This window comes from Nostoc sp. NOS(2021) (assembly GCF_017115025.1).
In the GTDB taxonomy this organism is placed as follows: Bacteria; Cyanobacteriota; Cyanobacteriia; order Cyanobacteriales; family Nostocaceae; genus Nostoc.
In genome coordinates, this window is the sequence record NZ_JABXKM010000130.1 from 33,404 (window position 1) to 51,211 (window position 17,808).

The 17,808-nt window shown below is 41.6% G+C and carries 14 protein-coding genes and 1 pseudogene; 4 read left to right on the top strand and 11 right to left on the bottom strand.

What is annotated here, in order from left to right:
- The first annotated feature begins 625 nt into the window (after nt 1-625).
- The gene (gene rnhA / locus HWQ41_RS16885) at nt 626-1,534 is read left to right on the top strand and encodes a ribonuclease HI (RefSeq protein WP_292764989.1); all 909 of its coding nucleotides are present in this window, start codon (nt 626-628) and stop codon (nt 1,532-1,534) included.
- A gap of 73 nt (nt 1,535-1,607) precedes the next feature.
- Here rnhA and cruG read toward each other — a convergent pair whose 3' ends face one another.
- The 4 genes and pseudogenes from cruG to HWQ41_RS16905 all read right to left on the bottom strand — a co-directional run.
- Nucleotides 1,608-2,840, bottom strand: a complete 1,233-nt coding sequence (gene cruG, locus HWQ41_RS16890) for a 2'-O-glycosyltransferase CruG (RefSeq protein WP_292764992.1) — start codon at nt 2,838-2,840, stop codon at nt 1,608-1,610.
- A gap of 3 nt (nt 2,841-2,843) precedes the next feature.
- Nucleotides 2,844-2,969, bottom strand: a complete 126-nt coding sequence (locus HWQ41_RS16895) for a histidine kinase (protein ID WP_292764994.1) — start codon at nt 2,967-2,969, stop codon at nt 2,844-2,846.
- A 10-nt stretch (nt 2,970-2,979) separates the two neighbouring features.
- Entirely contained in the window at nt 2,980-3,900 is a 921-nt protein-coding gene (gene cruF, locus HWQ41_RS16900) for a gamma-carotene 1'-hydroxylase CruF (RefSeq protein WP_292764996.1), read from the bottom strand.
- Between the two features lie 416 nt (nt 3,901-4,316).
- A pseudogene (locus tag HWQ41_RS16905) lies at nt 4,317-4,627 on the bottom strand (transposase); the annotation flags it as partial.
- 152 nt (nt 4,628-4,779) lie between these two features.
- Here HWQ41_RS16905 and HWQ41_RS16910 point away from each other — a divergent pair.
- From HWQ41_RS16910 to HWQ41_RS16920, 3 genes are all read left to right on the top strand, one after another.
- Nucleotides 4,780-5,865, top strand: a complete 1,086-nt coding sequence (locus HWQ41_RS16910; protein ID WP_292764998.1) for a spermidine/putrescine ABC transporter substrate-binding protein — start codon at nt 4,780-4,782, stop codon at nt 5,863-5,865.
- Nucleotides 5,866-5,949: 84 nt separating this feature from the next.
- A complete protein-coding gene (locus HWQ41_RS16915; protein WP_292765001.1) occupies nt 5,950-6,843 on the top strand; it encodes an ABC transporter permease in 894 nt (297 codons plus the stop codon).
- Nucleotides 6,844-6,897: 54 nt separating this feature from the next.
- The gene (locus HWQ41_RS16920; RefSeq protein ID WP_292765004.1) at nt 6,898-7,623 is read left to right on the top strand and encodes a Uma2 family endonuclease; all 726 of its coding nucleotides are present in this window, start codon (nt 6,898-6,900) and stop codon (nt 7,621-7,623) included.
- Between the two features lie 146 nt (nt 7,624-7,769).
- On the opposite strand, the gene HWQ41_RS16925 is transcribed toward HWQ41_RS16920, so the two are convergent.
- The 7 genes from HWQ41_RS16925 to HWQ41_RS16955 all read right to left on the bottom strand — a co-directional run bounded on the left by HWQ41_RS16925 (nt 7,770) and on the right by HWQ41_RS16955 (nt 17,283).
- Complete coding sequence (locus tag HWQ41_RS16925; protein ID WP_292765006.1) at nt 7,770-7,955, bottom strand: hypothetical protein; 186 nt, start codon at nt 7,953-7,955, stop codon at nt 7,770-7,772.
- A 6-nt stretch (nt 7,956-7,961) separates the two neighbouring features.
- Nucleotides 7,962-11,744 (bottom strand): response regulator, encoded by a 3,783-nt coding sequence (locus tag HWQ41_RS16930; RefSeq protein ID WP_292765009.1) that lies wholly within the window; start codon nt 11,742-11,744, stop codon nt 7,962-7,964.
- 3 nt (nt 11,745-11,747) lie between these two features.
- Nucleotides 11,748-11,999 carry a four helix bundle protein gene (locus HWQ41_RS16935; protein WP_292765012.1) on the bottom strand — a complete coding sequence of 84 codons (252 nt, stop codon included), beginning with the start codon at nt 11,997-11,999 and terminating at the stop codon, nt 11,748-11,750.
- The gene (locus HWQ41_RS16940; RefSeq protein WP_292765015.1) at nt 11,989-12,129 is read right to left on the bottom strand and encodes a hypothetical protein; all 141 of its coding nucleotides are present in this window, start codon (nt 12,127-12,129) and stop codon (nt 11,989-11,991) included. Before HWQ41_RS16940 ends, HWQ41_RS16935 begins: the two co-directional genes overlap by 11 nt.
- A 224-nt stretch (nt 12,130-12,353) precedes the next feature.
- Nucleotides 12,354-16,217, bottom strand: a complete 3,864-nt coding sequence (locus HWQ41_RS16945) for a GAF domain-containing protein (RefSeq protein WP_292765017.1) — start codon at nt 16,215-16,217, stop codon at nt 12,354-12,356.
- A 126-nt stretch (nt 16,218-16,343) separates the two neighbouring features.
- Nucleotides 16,344-16,817, bottom strand: coding sequence for a chemotaxis protein CheW (locus tag HWQ41_RS16950; protein ID WP_292765020.1), 474 nt, complete (start codon nt 16,815-16,817; stop codon nt 16,344-16,346).
- A gap of 100 nt (nt 16,818-16,917) precedes the next feature.
- Complete coding sequence (locus HWQ41_RS16955) at nt 16,918-17,283, bottom strand: response regulator (protein WP_292765023.1); 366 nt, start codon at nt 17,281-17,283, stop codon at nt 16,918-16,920.
- Between the last annotated feature and the right edge of the window lie 525 nt (nt 17,284-17,808).

Here is a 17,808-nt window from a genome sequence, read left to right on the forward strand (position 1 = left end):
TTGAAGACATTTACCTCAACTTATTGCAGAACTGATAACATCTGAATTTTCACAGTATCTGGAAAACCTCACTTCTATTTCTCTCTCCTAAAAGGAGGAGCCACTGCGTTGGGCGGCTCTGCCGACTTGAAGCACGTGGCGTCAGAGACTTTGAATTTTCCCCCCTCCCACGTCGGGAAGGGGGTTAGGTTTTTCGTGGGTTTTTCTACATGACCTAAACCACAATGAGCAAAAAACTAACATTTATATCTACATCCTGAACCTATAGTTTTTCGGATACCTTCCCAAATTTCTGATTAACACCTATGACAATACTGCTCGGTTAAGAATATTCGTAGGTTGGGTAACGCGCATAGCGCAGGTATCGGATTAGCAACCAGCCAAATCGCATCTTTTGTGTTGGTTGCTCAATACCCACCGAATAGCAAAATACCATTTTTTCCCACAACAGCCTTCTTGTGGAGCGTTGTTGCCGGAGTGCGAACCAGTATAATATCCTGGATGTTCTTTAAAAAAATTCGCCGCTAATAACTCTTCCCTTTGCGACGGCAGTCGCTACAACGGGGGGGAACCCCCGCACCGCGCTGCCTCTCTTTAGCGTCCTTCGCGGTTCCATACCCTAACCATGTCCACCCAACCCACAATTCAAAGCATATACACCGATGGTGCTTGCACCGGGAACCCTGGCCCTGGCGGTTGGGGTGTTGTCGTTTACTTCAGCGATGGCTCAATCCACGAAATGGGCGATGCATCTCCTCATACCACTAATAATAAAATGGAAATGCAAGCTGCGATCGCCGCCCTCCAATTCCTGCAAACATCTCAACAAGCCCAAGCCATCACCCTTCATACCGATAGCGAATACCTGATTAACTGCGTTACCAAGTGGGTGAAAGGCTGGAAAAAGAAAGGCTGGAAAAAGTCAGATGGTAAACCCGTCCAAAACCAAGACCTTTTGGAAACTCTTGATGAACTTAATACCCAACAGGTGAAATGGCAACACGTCCGGGGACATTCTGGTAACATAGGTAACGAACGTTGTGATGCGATCGCTCGCACCTATGCTAGTGGCAAAATCCCTTCGCTACAACAATTATCTCCCACATATTTTTACAACTCTTTACATGATTCCAGCGAACTAAATGTAGCAAAAGTAGCTGATTATGAAAAAAACTCTAGAATAATTAACCAAAATACCCAACAAGTCAGTACTTCTGCACTAGAAATAACTGTTATGGAACTATCAACTGGGCCAGTTGCGGCCACAACCGATGAAAAAGCGGCGGAAATGAAGGTTTCGCAACTTCGCAACTTGGTCGAAACTCTGCGTATCGCTGACGAAATTTCTGAAAAAGGCTACTTAATTACGAGTTCTGAGTTAGCAGACTTGATGGATGTCCACGCCAGTGCTGTCACCAGTCGGGGAGATCAATGGCGCTGGCGAAACTGGATAGTGTCACGGGTACGCCGTGAAGGAAATCAAATTCTTTGGGAACTGGAACGCGGGGATCAAATAGGAGGTGAAGAGGAGTAGGGAGCAGAGGGAGCAGGGGGAGCAGGGGAAGAACTATTGGTTATTGACCAATGCCCAATGCCCAATGCCCCACTCATAACTCAGCACTATATTTGCGTCCCCGCCACTCGCGCGGGGTGCGGAACGCAGATAAGAAGATTCGCAGCACAGCTAAGGGATCAGCCAAAGGCGAAAGCCAGAACAACCAACTACCTTTAGCGGTTGTGCGATCGTAGGAAGGTGCGATCGCTATCAGCATAGCAAAGCGAATCACCAGGAGGAATAAATTCAGTCCCAGCAGAAGAAGTGGGGGAGTGGGTAGAGACGCGATTAATCGCGTCTGTAGCAAGTAGGAGAGTGGGGAAAAAATCAACAAAAAAGTGAGGACAATTAAAAGGGGTAGACCTTGAACAGATGTGAGTAGCCATAAATCTCCCCACAACTGAGAACGAGAAGTTGCATCTTTGAGGTCGAGACTTCGCCCCCATTCCTTCCACGTCTCCATCGCCCCTTCATACATCCGAACCTTCAGCACCTTTGCGCCATCTAAAAAGCCCACTTTATACCCTTGAGCAGCAATATTCCGTGCCAAAGTGACATCATCACAAAAAGAACTACTTGCACTGCTATAACCACCCACAGCAGCTAAAACGGAGCGACGACACAAAAAACATTGCCCATTTGCCATCACCCGTTCTGGTTGCTCTGTATTGATCCCGGCGGGGTCAAATCGGTAAAGCAGAGTCATCAACAAAGCTGGTTGTAGCCAGCACTCTCCTGGATATTTGAGGATGAACTGGGGTGAAAGGGAAACGAGGTCATAGCCTTCTGCTTCGGCCGTCTTCATTAAACCAGCAACTAAACCAGGATGCGGTTGGATATCAGCATCCAGTCCAAGAAACCACTGACTAGCCTCAGAACTATATAGAAAACCGTTATGCAACGCCCAAGGACGTCCCACCCAACCAGAGGGTAAGGGGTCATCTGTCATCAGGCGAAAGCGCGGATCTTTCTGCTGTATCGCTTTTACCAAGTCGGGAGTGCCATCACCAGATTTGCTGTCTACAACAATTATTTCCCGAACTTCGTAGCTTTGCTGACTTAAACCAGCTAACAGAGGGCTAATGCGAAGCGCCTCGTTCAATGTGGGAACGATGACACTAACCCTACCCAAAAGTTCCGGCGTCGGCTGTTGCGGTTCTATTGGGGGAAGGCGTCTTGGCCCCTTTAGCAGGCGCGAAAACAGAATCGCCGTTGCTGGTACTTGGATAAGTAGCAATAAAAGGGAGATGGCGCTTTCTACTATCAAAGCGTTGTCATTAGTCATTAGTCATTGGGCATTGGGCATTGGGCATTGGGCATTGGGCATTGGGCATTGGGCATTGGGCATGGGGCATTGGGCATGGGGCATTGGGGATTGGTTATTCTCTTTGTCCCCTTCTCCCCCACTCCCCACTCCTTAATTTCTAAACGTATTTCAAGGCAACTTCAACCTTTGCTACTGATACTTCCTCTTCCTTGCTTGCTGGTTCAACAGCAACTTGCGTGGGTGTGGTTGAACTGCTTAACCACAGTGCCACGGCGGGAGTCACACCTAACAATAAGCCAAGCAACACAGGGATGGAAAACCCAGAGGCCAAGCTTAGTCCGGCAGCGAAAGCAAAGTTAGTTAAATAAACGACTAAGGGTAGATTGAGTTGCGATCGCTCTAATTTAATCGATGTATTTCTCCACAATAATCCTGCCACACTCATAAACAGGGCGCTAGTGCCAAACCAACCTGCATAGTTCTGGTAAGGTGTCCCAAAGAAAGCTCCTGGTTGTTCCCAATACCAGAAGGGCAGAGAAGATTGACTCATAGCTGGTTCAAGGGCAAAATCCCAGCAAGTGAAGAGCAAAGCACCAACGGCTATAGCCGCAATATGGCGTCCCCAACTGGGTTTTTGAGCCACTTTCAAACCAGTTCTCGCAATTAAGTAAGACGACAGCCCAACATAGAACCAAGATAAAGGAATTGTGAAAGGAACTAACCCACCAATCTTATAGCCCAAGCCACTCAAGTAGCTATAATCGCCAAATGGAAAACCTGTGCTGGTTCCCAGTAGTTCACTTCCCAAAGAGATAAACACAGCCGGCAGCATAAATGCTAGCCAAGTTCCCAATCCCAATGTCCGGTAGGCATAAATAGAGACAGCTATTGTCCCCAAGATGATATCAACTACACCGCCACCTGCCATACTTAACTGCATGGCAGTTTCTCCAACCTGCGATAAGTTGAAAATTATTTCGGCATTAGGTATGACCAGTAGCATCCCTACCAGTCCAAAGGCTTTTGACACGATATGACCAATGAGGCATACGCGTTCAGCAATAACAAGTTGTCTCATGATAATTCCTTAACAAGATGTGACACGCGGCTACTCGGCTGCTAACAGTTTACAAATGTTTAACAACATATTTAACTACTTTGTACCGCAATTCTCTACAAACTTGTTTGGCTTTCTTGCGAACAGCATAACAGCCTATTGATTGAAGCTATAAGAAATATGATGATAAACTTACTAGTTTAAGCCATATACTCAAAATCTACATAATTTCATCTGCAAAACCTTCTGGTTTTTTGTCCCACTGAATACCCATATGATGAAAAACTCCTTCAATGCAGGGATCTTATTGAGGGGGGACAACCATCATAGATTAAGGAAGCCTTAAATTCACACTCTCAGGTCTAAAGACACGCTCGATTCTTGAATCTAAGACATAACTTGCTCAATCAGGCTTTCGCTCCTATTGAGTAGAGGTTTCATCTCCCCAAGCGTTGAAAAGCGTCTAGCGCAAAGGCGATGCCCTGAGCCTGCCGAAGGGTTCCGGTATGCCCTATTCCAATCCACGCAGTAGGATGATTCTAGCTGCGTTTTCGTCTCTATGCATTACACAACCACACTTACAAGCGTGCGTTCGAGTCGATAGCGTTTTCTTGACAATTTCACCGCAGCTAGAGCATTCAGGGCTTGTATATTGCGGGTTAACCGCAACCGTGGCTCGTTTAAAGACTTTTCCAAAGTACTCAACCCAGGCACGAAACTGATATCAAGATGCGTCATTAATAGTCTTTAGTTATACTAAAAACGGCTGATTGCTGGACTTTTGCCTGGGCAAAGAAAATTTTGCCTGTTAATCTCTTAGCGATTTTAAAAGTAAAGCTCCAACCCGTTTTTAGTATAAGTAAGTGGGCAAGAATAAATCAAACTATGTTACGCATCTAAATGACTAACAGACGCAAATTTTTAAAAGGGGTGGCAGCACTTTCTAGCTTATCTTTAGCTGGTTGTGGCTGGAGGCTGGCTGAAGTACGTGCTAATTCTAATACGAATGGTCAACGTGACCAACTTTATATCTTTACCTGGACGCAATATACTGACAACCAATTACTGAAAACTTTTAGCACCCAAACCGGGATGAAAGTGCTAGCGGATGTGTATGATTCCAATGATGTCATGCTGGCTAAGTTGCAAGCTGGAGGCGGTGGCACTTACAGCATCATCTACCCATCCGATTACATGGTGCAGAAGATGGTAAGCAAAGGTTTGTTAACAGAAATAAATCACGATCGCTTAATCGGTTTAGAGAATTTATTTCCCCGGTTTCAGAATCCTAGTTATGACCCCAATAACCGATATAGTATCCCTTTTAACTGGGGGACAACAGGTTTACTTTACAATTCCGAAAAAATCAAAGATGCACCACAAGACTGGGATTATCTTTGGCAAAACCAAGAGCAACTTAGTCAACAGATGACCTTGCTCAATGATGTTCGAGAAGTGATGGGTGCGACGTTACGGATGCTAGGTTATTCTTACAACTCCAAAAATGAACAACAAATCAAACAAGCTTATGAAAAGTTGAAGGTGCTAAAACCTGCGATCGCACGTTTTGACACCGATGCTTGGCAAAATCAAATTCTGGCAGGAGATTTACTATTGGCAATGTGTTATTCAGCAGATGCGGTGAAAATCTCTCAAGAAAACCCTAAACTAAAATATGTGATTCCCCGCAGTGGTTCTTCATTATGGACAGACACTATTGTTATTCCCAAAACAGCCCCCAACCAGGCTGGAGCCTATGCTTGGATTAACATGATTCTGCAACCAGAATTAGCAGCCCAAATCAGTCAACGCCTGAGTATTTCTACACCTAATAGTGCTGGATTCGAGCAATTGCCAAAAATCATCCAGAACAACGCTAATTTATTTCCCTCAGAGTCGGTTTTAGCAAATTGCGAACGTGTTAGTCCTGTAGGAAAATTTGAAGAGGTTTACGATCGCTATTGGACTCAATTAACTAGCGGTTAACTAAATTTTGGATTTTGGATTTTAGATTTGTAATTCAATCCAAAATCCAAAATTAAAAATTTAAAATTGACAGAGTGATAAGTGATGAATTTTGAAAAAAATCAGATTTACAAAATAGAAGATTTGCATCGCCTACGAGTAAATTGGCTTCAGCCTTTGGTATTACTTGCACCATCTGGGATTTGGTTATTACTTTTGTTGGTGCTGCCAAGTTTGATAATTTTCGAGTTAAGTTTAGTTGCAGACATCCAACCGGGAGATTTGGTTAATCCCAACGGATTTAAAAACTACATCCGAATATTTGACCCCCTTTACTTGCAAGTAATCGTGCGATCGCTATTTTTTGCGTTTGGCACCACCATCATTTGTTTAATTTTGGGCTTCCCCGTCGCTTATTGGATTGCTCAAATAGCGCCGCAACGTTGGCGGAATTTGCTGCTATTAGGCTTTATATTACCTTTGTGGACTTCCTCGTTACTTCGCTCCTATGCTTGGATTACGATTCTTCGTCCTACTGGTTTATTGAACAGTTTACTCAGCAATTTAGGTCTGCCTACTTTGGAATTACTTAACCAAAGTCAAGCTGTATTTATTGGCATGAGTTACAGCTTGTTACCCTATATGGTTTTGATTTTATATGCTTCTCTCGAAAAGCTAGACAAGCGCTTGCTAGAAGCAGCAGCTGATTTAGGTGCAAATCCGATGGAAACTTTTTGGCAAGTAACCGTACCGCAAATTTTTCCGGGAATTGCGGCTGCTTCCATGCTTGTATTCATCACAGGTTTGGGGGATTTTGTCGATCCAGAATTACTTGGTGGTGCTTCTAGTATGACGGCGGCGCGGTTAGTTTATAACCAGTTTCTGGGAGCAACGCAAAATTGGGGATTTGGTTCAGCTTTGAGTATGACGTTAATTTTGCTTGTTAGTATTGCGATCGCGCTTTTGATTAAGTTTGGTGAAACTACACCCCAACGCTAAACTTTTCGTCACTCACTTATAATAAAGGCATCAAACGCCAGCGAGACAACGGTTATGCTCTCACCTGATCTCAAAAATGCGTTACCAACTACTGATGAACTTCCCTGTTCGGACGATACACCAGTGGATAACGAAGACCAAAACTTTTTGCCCAATATTTTACTTTTCTTACTCAACTCCATTTGGGCAAATCGCATGGATTGGTACTTCGGAGTAGATATGGGTGTATATCACACCACAGGAGTAAATCCCAGAGTACCTGTAGTGCCAGATGCTTTTTTGAGTGTGGGAGTAGAACGGAAAAAGGGTGGCAAATCACGCAAAAGTTACGCGGTTTGGGAAGAAAATGGGATAGTTCCAATATTCACATTAGAAATGGTATCCCACACGCCAGGAGGTGAATACGACGAGAAGCTAGATATATACAGAAAACTCGGTGTATTCTACTACGTAATTTATAACCCAGAGTTTTGGCGACGCGACCAACATCAACCCTTTGAAGTGTATAAGTTGATAGATGAAAACTACCAACTACAAATAGGTGAACCCTATTTAATGCCAGAGGTAGGGTTAGGTATTGGGCGACACCAAGCTGTAATTGCCGGGATACAACAGGAGTTTTTATGTTGGTATGATCAGCAAGGAAACCGCTATTTGACAGATGCAGAACAAGCACAAGAGCAGCGATCGCGGGCTGAACAAGAACGGCAAAGGGCTGAACAGTTAGCGCAGTATTTACGTTCTCTAGGTGTAGATCCCAATAATCTACCTGGTAATTAAGCAAGGCTATTTCGTTCTACATATAAACCGCCCAGAACTGAACTTCCGCAGCTTATAACTAAAGTCCGTTTTAACGGACTTTAACGTTTTCTGAGTCGTCTTAAGACGACTTCCGCTATTAGACTCAGAATTCATTCTGAGACGGGTTAGATGAGAATAAAATAGCACTGGGTAATTAAGGCGATCGCATTTCCAAAAATATCGATGATATCATGTCCGCTTGATTGCTTATTAAACCCGAAGAACCCCACCCCCGCCAAAGCTATGCTTTGTCTCCCCTCCCGAAGAGCGGGGAGGGGCTGGGGGTGGCGTATATTGACTGTGGTTAGCATAACTAATTATGCGGACATGATATGATTTGTCACCATTTTTAAATGCTTGGAATCATTTGTATTACTGTTAATTAACCCCTGAATTGTAGAAATAAACTCATTCTCTAAATAAGGCTTGGTCAAATAAGCCTTTGCACCCAATTCTTGGGCAAGCCTGCGGTGTTTTTCAGCGCTGCGAGAAGTGAGAATCACTACAGGTATTTTTGCTAAATTGGGGTATTGACGAAAATTGCTCAACAACTCAAAACCATTCATTCGTGGCATCTCTAAATCGGAGATGACAACTTGTATTTCTGGATGTAGCTGCAACTTTTCTAGAGCTTCTATACCATTTTGAGCTTGTATTACTTGATAGCCAGATTTTTGCAGAGTCAGAGAGAGAGTTTGCCGGAGACTAATTGCATCATCTACTACTAAAACAACTTTTGGTGATTTATTATCTGGCTGTTGAGAATAACTGGGTTGGGTTTCTATAGTTGTTGTGGAAGTAGATGCAGCTTTTGGTGATTTATTATCTGGCTGTTGAGAATAACTGGGTTGGGTTTCTATAGTTGTTGTGGAAGTAGATGCAGCTTTTGGTGATTTATTATCTGGCTGTTGAGAATAACTGGGTTGGGTTTCTATAGTTGTTGTGGAAGTAGATGCAGTAAGTAATGGTGTAGATGAAAAATTATGTCCTGATATCGGCAAGGCTTTTTTATTTGACGAAGAAGCTACTGGTAGCGCCCTGATATCAAGTGTTGTTTGTTGGTTATCTCTAGATTTTACCAGCAACAAAGCATCAATAACTAAGATGAGATTACCATTGGCTAAACTACTACAACCGTAAATGTATTTTGGCGGTGCGATCGCATTTCCTAAAGGTCTAATTACCAGTTCTTGTTCACCAATGATTTGGTCAACTTCTAAAGCAAACATTCCCTGATTTCGTCGTAGCAAAAGCACCGGATTTTTCGCTATGTTTGGGTCGTGAGTATTTGATGTGTTGTATAGAGTAGCACTATTAATGAATGAACTATTATAATCAATCAAGTTTGAAAGTTGACGGATGCTGACCATAGTATCATCATTGTCTGTGTTCCAATGCAAGACTTTTTTCCCTTCAATTTCTTTAATCTGTTGTTCAGATGGAATCAATATTTTTTCGATACTGTCCAAAAGAAGGGCATAAACAACACCTTTGGCTTGAACTAGCATTAACTTTTCTGTAGTCATAGAAAAAGGGATTTTGAGTATGAATGTTGTTCCTTGGTTGGGCAAAGATTGGACTGAAATTGAACCATTAAGTGCGTGCATCTGAGTACGCACAATATCTAAACCCATACCGCGCCCAGAAATTTCGCTCACTTTATTAGCAGTAGAAAATCCCGGCGAAAATATCAAATCTAAAAGTTCAGGATCAGCCAGATTAGAAGCATAGCTTCTAGTTTTTTCTTCAGTTTGTATGGGATAAAATTCAGCAGCTTTTCTGCGAATTCTGTCTAAATTCAATCCCTGACCATCATCCCGAACTTCGATAACAGTTTGGCTACCCTGATGATAGGCGGAGATTTCGATTAAACCTTGTTCTGGTTTACCATGCTCTCGGCGAACTTGCGGAGTTTCAATACCGTGGTCAAAAGCATTACGCACTAAGTGTAATAAAGGATCGTAGAGCTTTTCTGCGATCGCTTTATCCACTAGCACCGCAGTACCAGTAAGTTTCAATTCTACAAGTTTGGCATAAACATTCCCCAACTTATTTACCATGTGGGGGAAGCGATTCAGGATATTGCCCAAAGGCGACATTCGTGCTTCTACTAAGCTATCTATAATATTAAGAGTTAAATTCTCTTGTTTGTCACTAATTTGAGCAGCTTGCGTCACGAGCAAGTCAAGAGACTCTGTGGTTTCTTGTAGTTGCAGTATCTCTTCTATTGCTTCATGCAATGTCATATGAAATTCTGTATATACATCCATTTCCAGAGAGTCAAAATTCACTGCAAAATCTTGCGTTTGTTGTGAGGTAATATTTTGTATTTGTAATGGTAAATCACGTAATTCATTTAAACTTGTTTGGTGTCTAGTGAGTTGCTGTATTAATTGCTCAATTATTTCTTTGACTTGTTCATCTTGCAAACTACGCCGTTTTTGGTAAATCAGCAATTCTCCTGCTAGATAATTGAGGTGTTGCAGTCTCTCTGTATCTACTCGAATAAATGAAGGTTGGCGCAAATTTTTAGTTTGAACATACTGTGATTTATCTTCTATTTCTTTATTGATTTGTGTAGCTAAATCAGGCATGACTTCAATAGTTGTTTCAGAAACTACTGGCTCACTGACAGTTAAGGAATCAAGCTTTTCTGAAGAATCATCAGTCTGGCTCATCACCACTTCAGCAGGAATGTTTTCGCTAGCTTCTTCTCCCCATATTGCTTCTACTAAGTTATCAGCTGCTTGAGGAGATACCGATTTAGATATTTCTTTAAAAACTAACAGTGTTTGTAACTTGGGACTATCAAGCCAATTTTTCTCTTTGCCATTAACAGGAGGATAATTTTTATATTCTTGTGCTAATGTATGAATTTGCTTTTGTAATATTTTAATTACTGAGAGATAGCTATCAGATGGTTTAATAGAATATTGAAATTTTGTAACTACAAATAGGATGATTAAGATGATCCCACGTCGATAAATACAAAGACTTTGACTATCTCCTTCATCTTGGACAAAATCAAGAAATTTTTTCAGCCAGGTTTGGATATAACTAAGTAGACTTATTTTTTCTAATGTGGGAATCAGTAAAGTCAAGCTGAGTTCTGGCTCTGGTATTTCTATCTGGTGATTAAACCAGCCAAAAATGTAGCGAATTACTTTTAAATAAAACTTGGCAGTTGTTGGGTTGACAGGTTGGTTTTTATTGTTATCAGATGTAGTTATAAAGTGGTAAAATTGTTCTTCATTGATGATAGATATGCCATGAGATGAATTATTTTGCAATTCTCCAGATAACTGATTATTTGCCACTGTCGTGAGTTTTCGCAAACCTGGGGAAGGTTCTCCACCAGATGTGCGATCGCCTTCTAATACGATTTTTTGTGCTTGTTGCAAATCTGCAAGGGCAATTTCTGCAATTTGTTGCACCTGGGTGGGATTTGCTTGCAGTGCTGACAGAATTGTTTGGGCAATTTCTCCCAATCCAGGTAAATTTAGAGATTCTGCCAAGCCGAAAAAAACTTCAGCTTGAGAGTGTAAAAACTCGATAAATTCGTCATTATTTGGTGGATTATTAACAGCGTCAGCAATACTGTTTAGACGTTGTTCTACTCCCACTTCAAAAACGGACTGCACAATATCAAATCCCAATTCTTCAGAAGTGGGAATATGAGATTCAGCACCAAATGCATCACCCAGTTTTTCTTGCAACTGTGCAAACACTGAAGTTGCTCGATTTAGCAGTTCTTCATCATTAATAGTGCTGCCGATTAGCTCGGTATTTAATGCTATGCTAAGACACTCATAAGCTTGTAACAAAAGTGTTTGTAATTCGGCATCAACTACTACTTTTGGATTATATAGAGCCTTAAATACATCTTCTAAAAAATGGGCTATCATCTTAATTACTTCTAGCCCAACATTAGCAGCGCCACCTTTAAGTGTATGAGTAGCCCGCATTAAGTTGTGAACTTTGGCAATGCTATAACCTTCCGATAAGCTAAATAGTTCTTGTTCAATAATTTGGATTAATTCTGGGGCTTCAGCCAGAAAGTAGATGTATCCTTGTTCGCGGATTTCGTTATCTGTGATCATATTTTAAATTTTTGATTTTAAATTTTTGATTTTTGATTTGTTGCGTAAATTTTTGATTTTTGCAACTGTCCTGGCCAGAATTTCGGTGTTTTCTGACATCAAATTGCTCACTTTTTCCAGTGGTAATAAACCAACCTCAACAATAAGGGACTTCCAATAAAGACTTTCATCGCCTTCTTCCTCTACCAAGCTGAGTTTAGCAATGACATCGGCGGTTGACTTACCACGACAAGCTGACCGATAGTTAGCTCCCACAGATGTTGCTGAACGGATTAGCTGCTTGCCAATGACCTCTGCCGTTCGGCTCTGTGGACTGGCTCTCTACTAAACGTATTACTCGCAATGCTAGCTGCTTTGTTCTTTGCTTAAAATCCTCCTCATTCATAATCCCTTCTCCCAAGGGGAGACGACTCGCTCTAAACGAAGCTAAGGCTTTACGCTACGCTAACAGCAGTCGCTCATGGGGGAAACCACGCCAGATGCTTCTCCCTTGGCGCTAGCCTCTCCCTTTGGGAGAAGGGGAGACGCTGCGCGAACAAGTCGGCCGAGCCGTCCAACACACTCGCTCCCCAAGACCGCGCTGCTTCACCAAAATCCAAAATCCAAAATTTAGTTGACTTTAAACTTACCAGCAGTTGTTAATAAGTCTTTTGCCATCCCTGATAAATCTTGGAACACAGTAGCAATTTCTTGAGATTCAGCAAAAGTTTTATTGGCAATTTCTGCTACATCTTGCATTGATTTAGTTACTGTTACAGATTGCGTCATTTGTTTTTGAGTCGCTGCGGTAATTCGCTCGATTAGCTGACTAATTTCGGCAGTTGCAGAAACGATCGCATTTAAGTTTTGGCGAGTGTCATTGACAAGATTTGTGCCTTCTACCACCTGTTGAATACCAGTTTCCATCGCTACTGCAACTTCCCCAGTTTCTGCTTGAATCTCCTGGACTAATTTTTCAATTTCGATGCTGGCTGCTGCTGACTGGCGAGATAAAGAACGGACTTCATCAGCTACAACTGCAAAGCCTTTGCCATATTCACCGGCACGGGTGGCTTCAATGGCTGCATTCAAAGCCAGTACGTTTGTCTGTGTAGCAAAATTACCAATCAAATTCACCACTTTGGAGATTTTTTGTGAGGATTCACTGAGGCGTTTAATCTTTTTGCTGGTTTGAGCAACAGTTTCGCGAATTCCTTGGATTGCTTTTACAGTCAGGTTCATGGCGGTATCGCCAGACTCTACAGTTTGATTGGCTTGTTGCAGTGCTAGTTGCACTAACTCAGCATTCGCCACTACAGCTTGAGTAGAGTCCACCATCAGTTGAATTTCGCCTAAAGCTGCGGTAATTTCCTCAGATTGTTGTTGCGCCAGATTGGTCAATCCTGCCAGTGAAGCGTCGCTATTGCTAGAAGTTTGGGCAACTTGTTGAGCAGCCCCCTGTACCTGAATAACGATTTGTCGCAGTGCTTGCAGAGTACTATTGTAAGCATCAGCGATCGTGCCTAGCTCGTCTTCTGTAATCGGTGCGCGTACCGTTAAGTCGCCGTTGAGAGCGGGTCTAAGGGCTATTAGGAGTTGAATAGATCGTTGTTGTAGTAATTCCTTGGCTGCCTTTTCCCGTGCTGCTGCTTCTGCTAATTTTGCTGACTGCGCTTGTACTTGTTGCAAATATTCGGTCTGTTGTAATGTCAGCCCTAACTGATTGCCAATGCGTGCTAACAAACTGACTTGAGATTCGTCCCAATCACGAGTTCCCGAATTTTGATAAGCTGCCAGCAAACCCCACAATTGTTCCCCAGCAAATACAGGAACAACTACATAAGCTTTGACTTCAAACTGTTCTAATATTTCAAGATGGCAGGGTAAATGACCCATCTTATAGATGTCATTTACAACAAAGGTTTCACCTTGGGCATATCGACCTCCCTGAGTTTCTTGTAAGTGGGTATCTTCCCAGACAGTTTTAACATCAGGTCCTACCAGTTTCACCCAACTCTGACCTACTGACTCAGACACAAATTCGCCACTCCAGTCAGGATTGAAGCGATAGACAGAGACGCGATCACATCGCAATAATTGTCGCACTTCTTGAGTGGTTATCTTGAAAATATCTTCCACATCTAAAGATTGCCGGATGCGGTTGCTGATCTTTGTAACAGCTTTCTCTTGTTCGGCTAACTGAGCTAGTTTGTCAGATTTTACCCGAACTAATTCCAAATAGTCTATCTGTGATTTAGCTAGGCTAAATTGCAAGCTAGTCTGAACCAAAAAGTTAAGTTCCCAGCTTTGCCATTCACGGGTGCTGGAATTTTGATACGCTGCCAGCAAGCCCCACAATTTCTCCCCGAAGAATATAGGAACAATTATGTAAGCTTTGGCTTCAAACTGCTCTAAAATCTCAATGTGGCAGGGAGCAAGCCCTGCTTTATAGATGTCATGAACGATAAAGTTTTCACCTTTGACATATCTACCTCCCTGAGTTTCTTGCAAGTAGGTATCGTCTAAAAAGGTTCTAAGATCAGGGCCTACCAGTTTTGTCCAAGCATTACCCACAGACTCAGAGACAAATTCGCCACCCCAGTCAGGGTTAAAGCGATAGACGGCGACGCGATCGCATTTTAGTGATTGACGCACTTCATGAGTGGTTGTTTTGAAGACACTATCTACATCTACAGATTGGCGGATGCGGTTGACTATCTTAGTGAAAGCTTTCTCTTGTTCCGCTAACTGAGCTAGTTGTGTATTTCTAATTCGCACTTGTTCCAGATATTCTGCCTGTGATACAGCTACACCAAATTGAGAGCCAATTTGAATCAAAAAGCTGACTTCCCAAGGTTGCCAATCACGAGCTACAAAGTTTTGATAAATTGCTAATAATCCCCACAATTTATCACCAGAAAATACAGGTACAATCACATAGGCTCTAATTTCCAACTCCTCTAACATATTAACATGGCAGGGAGAATGACCTACTTCATGGATGTCATTAGCGATGAAGCTTTCACCTTGGACATATCGACCCCCTTTATTTTCTTGGATGTAGGTATCTGCCCAGACGGTTTTAATATCAGGTCCTACCAGTTTTATCGAATTACTAACTACTGACTCAGCAACAAATTCACCACTCCAGTCGGGATTGAAGCGAAAAACTACGACGCGATCGCATTTTAGTAATTGCCGTACTTCTTGAGTGGTTATTTTGAAGACATTATCTACATCTAAGGTTTGTCGGATGCGATCGACTATCTTAGTTAAAGCTTTCTCCTGTTCAAGTATCTGAGCTAGTTGATCAGATTTCTTCTGCACTTCCTCGACATATTCTCTTTGTGATATGGCCACACCAAATTGCAAGCCAATCTGAGTTAAAAAGCTTTCTTCCCAAGATTGCCAATCACGCGCCCCAGAATTTTGATAAGCTCCCAGCAAGCCCCATAATTTCTCTCCACTGAATATTGGCGCAATGATATAAGCCTTCATTTCAAACTGCTCTAAAATATCAATGTGACATTGAACATGGCCCATTTGATAAATGTCGTTGACCACATAGGTTTCACCCTTGCCATAACGTCCTCCTTGAGTGTCTTGTAAGTAAGTATCTTCCCAGACCATGTTAAAATCAGGCCCGACCATTTTTGTCCAATTATTACCCACTGTCTCCGCGATAAACTCGCCACTCCAGTCAGGTTTGAAGCGATAAACAGCTACGCGATCGCATTTTAGTAATTGACGTACTTCTTGAGTGGTTGTTTGGAAAATCTTATCTACATTTGATACTGATGTGCGGAGAATTTTATCGATGACTTTCGCTACTGATTTCTTTGCCTGTGTTTGATTTTGTTGTTCTTTGTGAAATTCAAAGCTCTGCAATCTGTAGACCAGTTCTGTTGTAATTTGAGATAGTAGACTAATTTCTACCTCCTGCCAGTGCTGCGTTGATTGGCAATTATTTACTGCCAGTAACCCCCATACTTTACCTTCCACTACAATCGGTAAACTCAAACTAGCCTTAATTTGAAATTTATCTAGCAGCTGCTTTTGATAAGGGGTAAGTTGAATCTGATTAATATCGCCAATAACTACAGGTTCTATATAGTCTTTACTGCTATATAAGCCAAAAATAATTCCGGGAATATTTTCGCCTAACGTCGGTGTCCAACCTAGTGTTCTGGATTCTGCTAAAACATTACCTGATTCTAGGGAAGTAAACTGATAAATCAAGGCGCGATCGCAGCCAATCTTTTGTCTAATTTGCGCTACAGTGATTTTGAATAGCGTATCAATATCTGGGGCTTGGCGCAAATGAGTTGTGATGTCTTGCAACTGTCGCCGCCAAGTTTTAAATTCCTGAGCGATCGCATTTAATAAAGATATTTCATTACTGGCAATATTCGCTATATTTGGATCACCATTAATATTTTCCACTTCCGAGATTATATTCTCATTTTCTTGGCTATTTTTATACAAAAATGTCATTTGATTCCCCTCAACACTTGTAATTGGTAATAACTTGATATCTGGCAGGTAACAATGAACTGGTATTTGGTTATTAAGGATTAGGAATTGTCAAAATACTATGCCTAATCACCCCTTCTCAAACGTTCAATTATGAATCCCCCACATGGGAGCTTGGATAATCGTTATGGCATCCAAATTAAAAATCATCTCCTCTGAATCATTAATAAAGTATCCCTGTAAGAAAGGTGAGCTTTTAGGATAAAATAATTCAGTAGTTGCGGATTTCATTTGTTTAGTATCCAGCCATTCAATATCTATAAGCTGTCGCACCAATAGTCCCAAATACTTACCCTTGTTTTCCAGAACAATCCCCATCATTATTGAAAGTAAATTTGATCCTTGCGAAATTGGAGGATAACCTAACATTGCCTCTAAATCTACCAACCAAAGCATCTCACCGCGCCAGTTATAAATACCCAAGACGCTACTAGGCATCTCAGGAACGCCACATATTTCTGGTAATGATACTTGCAAAACTTCTGTGATGTGTTGTAACGAAATTACGGCTGTATCCATTACTCCCAAATTAAAACTCAAAAACTTTTCCTTGGTTTCCAAAGTTATTAATCCTTTGTCCTTGATGATTTATCTTTAGCCACTATTTGCAATTATTATTTAATTTATAATTAGTGACTTTGATTGACTATTTATTGCATTCTCACTTATTAATCAATCGGTTCAAAATTACCAGTAATTCCTCTCGTTCAATCGGTTTTGATAGATAACCATCAGCGCCCAACATATTACCCCAAATTTTATCTACATCAGTATTTTTAGTAGAGCAAAAAACCACAGGTATTTTGCTAGTGTTGGGATTGCTTTTCAGTTCTCGGCAAATTTCAAAGCCACTTTTACCCGGTAAAATTACGTCGAGTAATATTAGGTCTGGCTTATTTTTATCTATTTTGTCTTGAGCCTCTTCACTACTTGTGGCGCTAATCACAGAATAACCTGCCTGTTGCAAGTAACGGCTGATTATTTCCATATCTGTTAAGCCATCTTCAACAACTAAAACAGTATTCATCGCAATTACTCGTGAAAATTTTCTCAGAATGTAAACAAATTAGACATACAAACCCTAAATTATTCGTGAACAAAGACATGCAAGGGAATAGAGACTAGCCCTAACTCCTTTGCCCTAAGCAATATTTCACAAATCAAATAGGACTGCTATAAATACAAATTTTTGTATTTGTCTAATCTTGATTCAAACTTTACGTATCAACCTCAGAAAAAATACGTACTAAACATAACTTAATATAGGAATCGTAAATTGTTTTTTAAAAATCTAAGTAGTCTTGTAGGGAGTGTAGACGAGAGTACAACACTAAAAGCCTGGAATGGTGTCGTACTTTCTGCGCTAATTAGTTGCAGTATCAACGTAGCGCCGCCACATACCCTATACTTAATATTTTGTTTATAAACGCCGTCGCCGTGTGTAACTTTGACTCAAACCTAACCTCCCAGCCCCCTTTCCTCATCTACGGTGTACACACAAGTCGAATTACCCCCCTTAATCCCCCCGATAGATTGGGGGGAAACAGGAAAT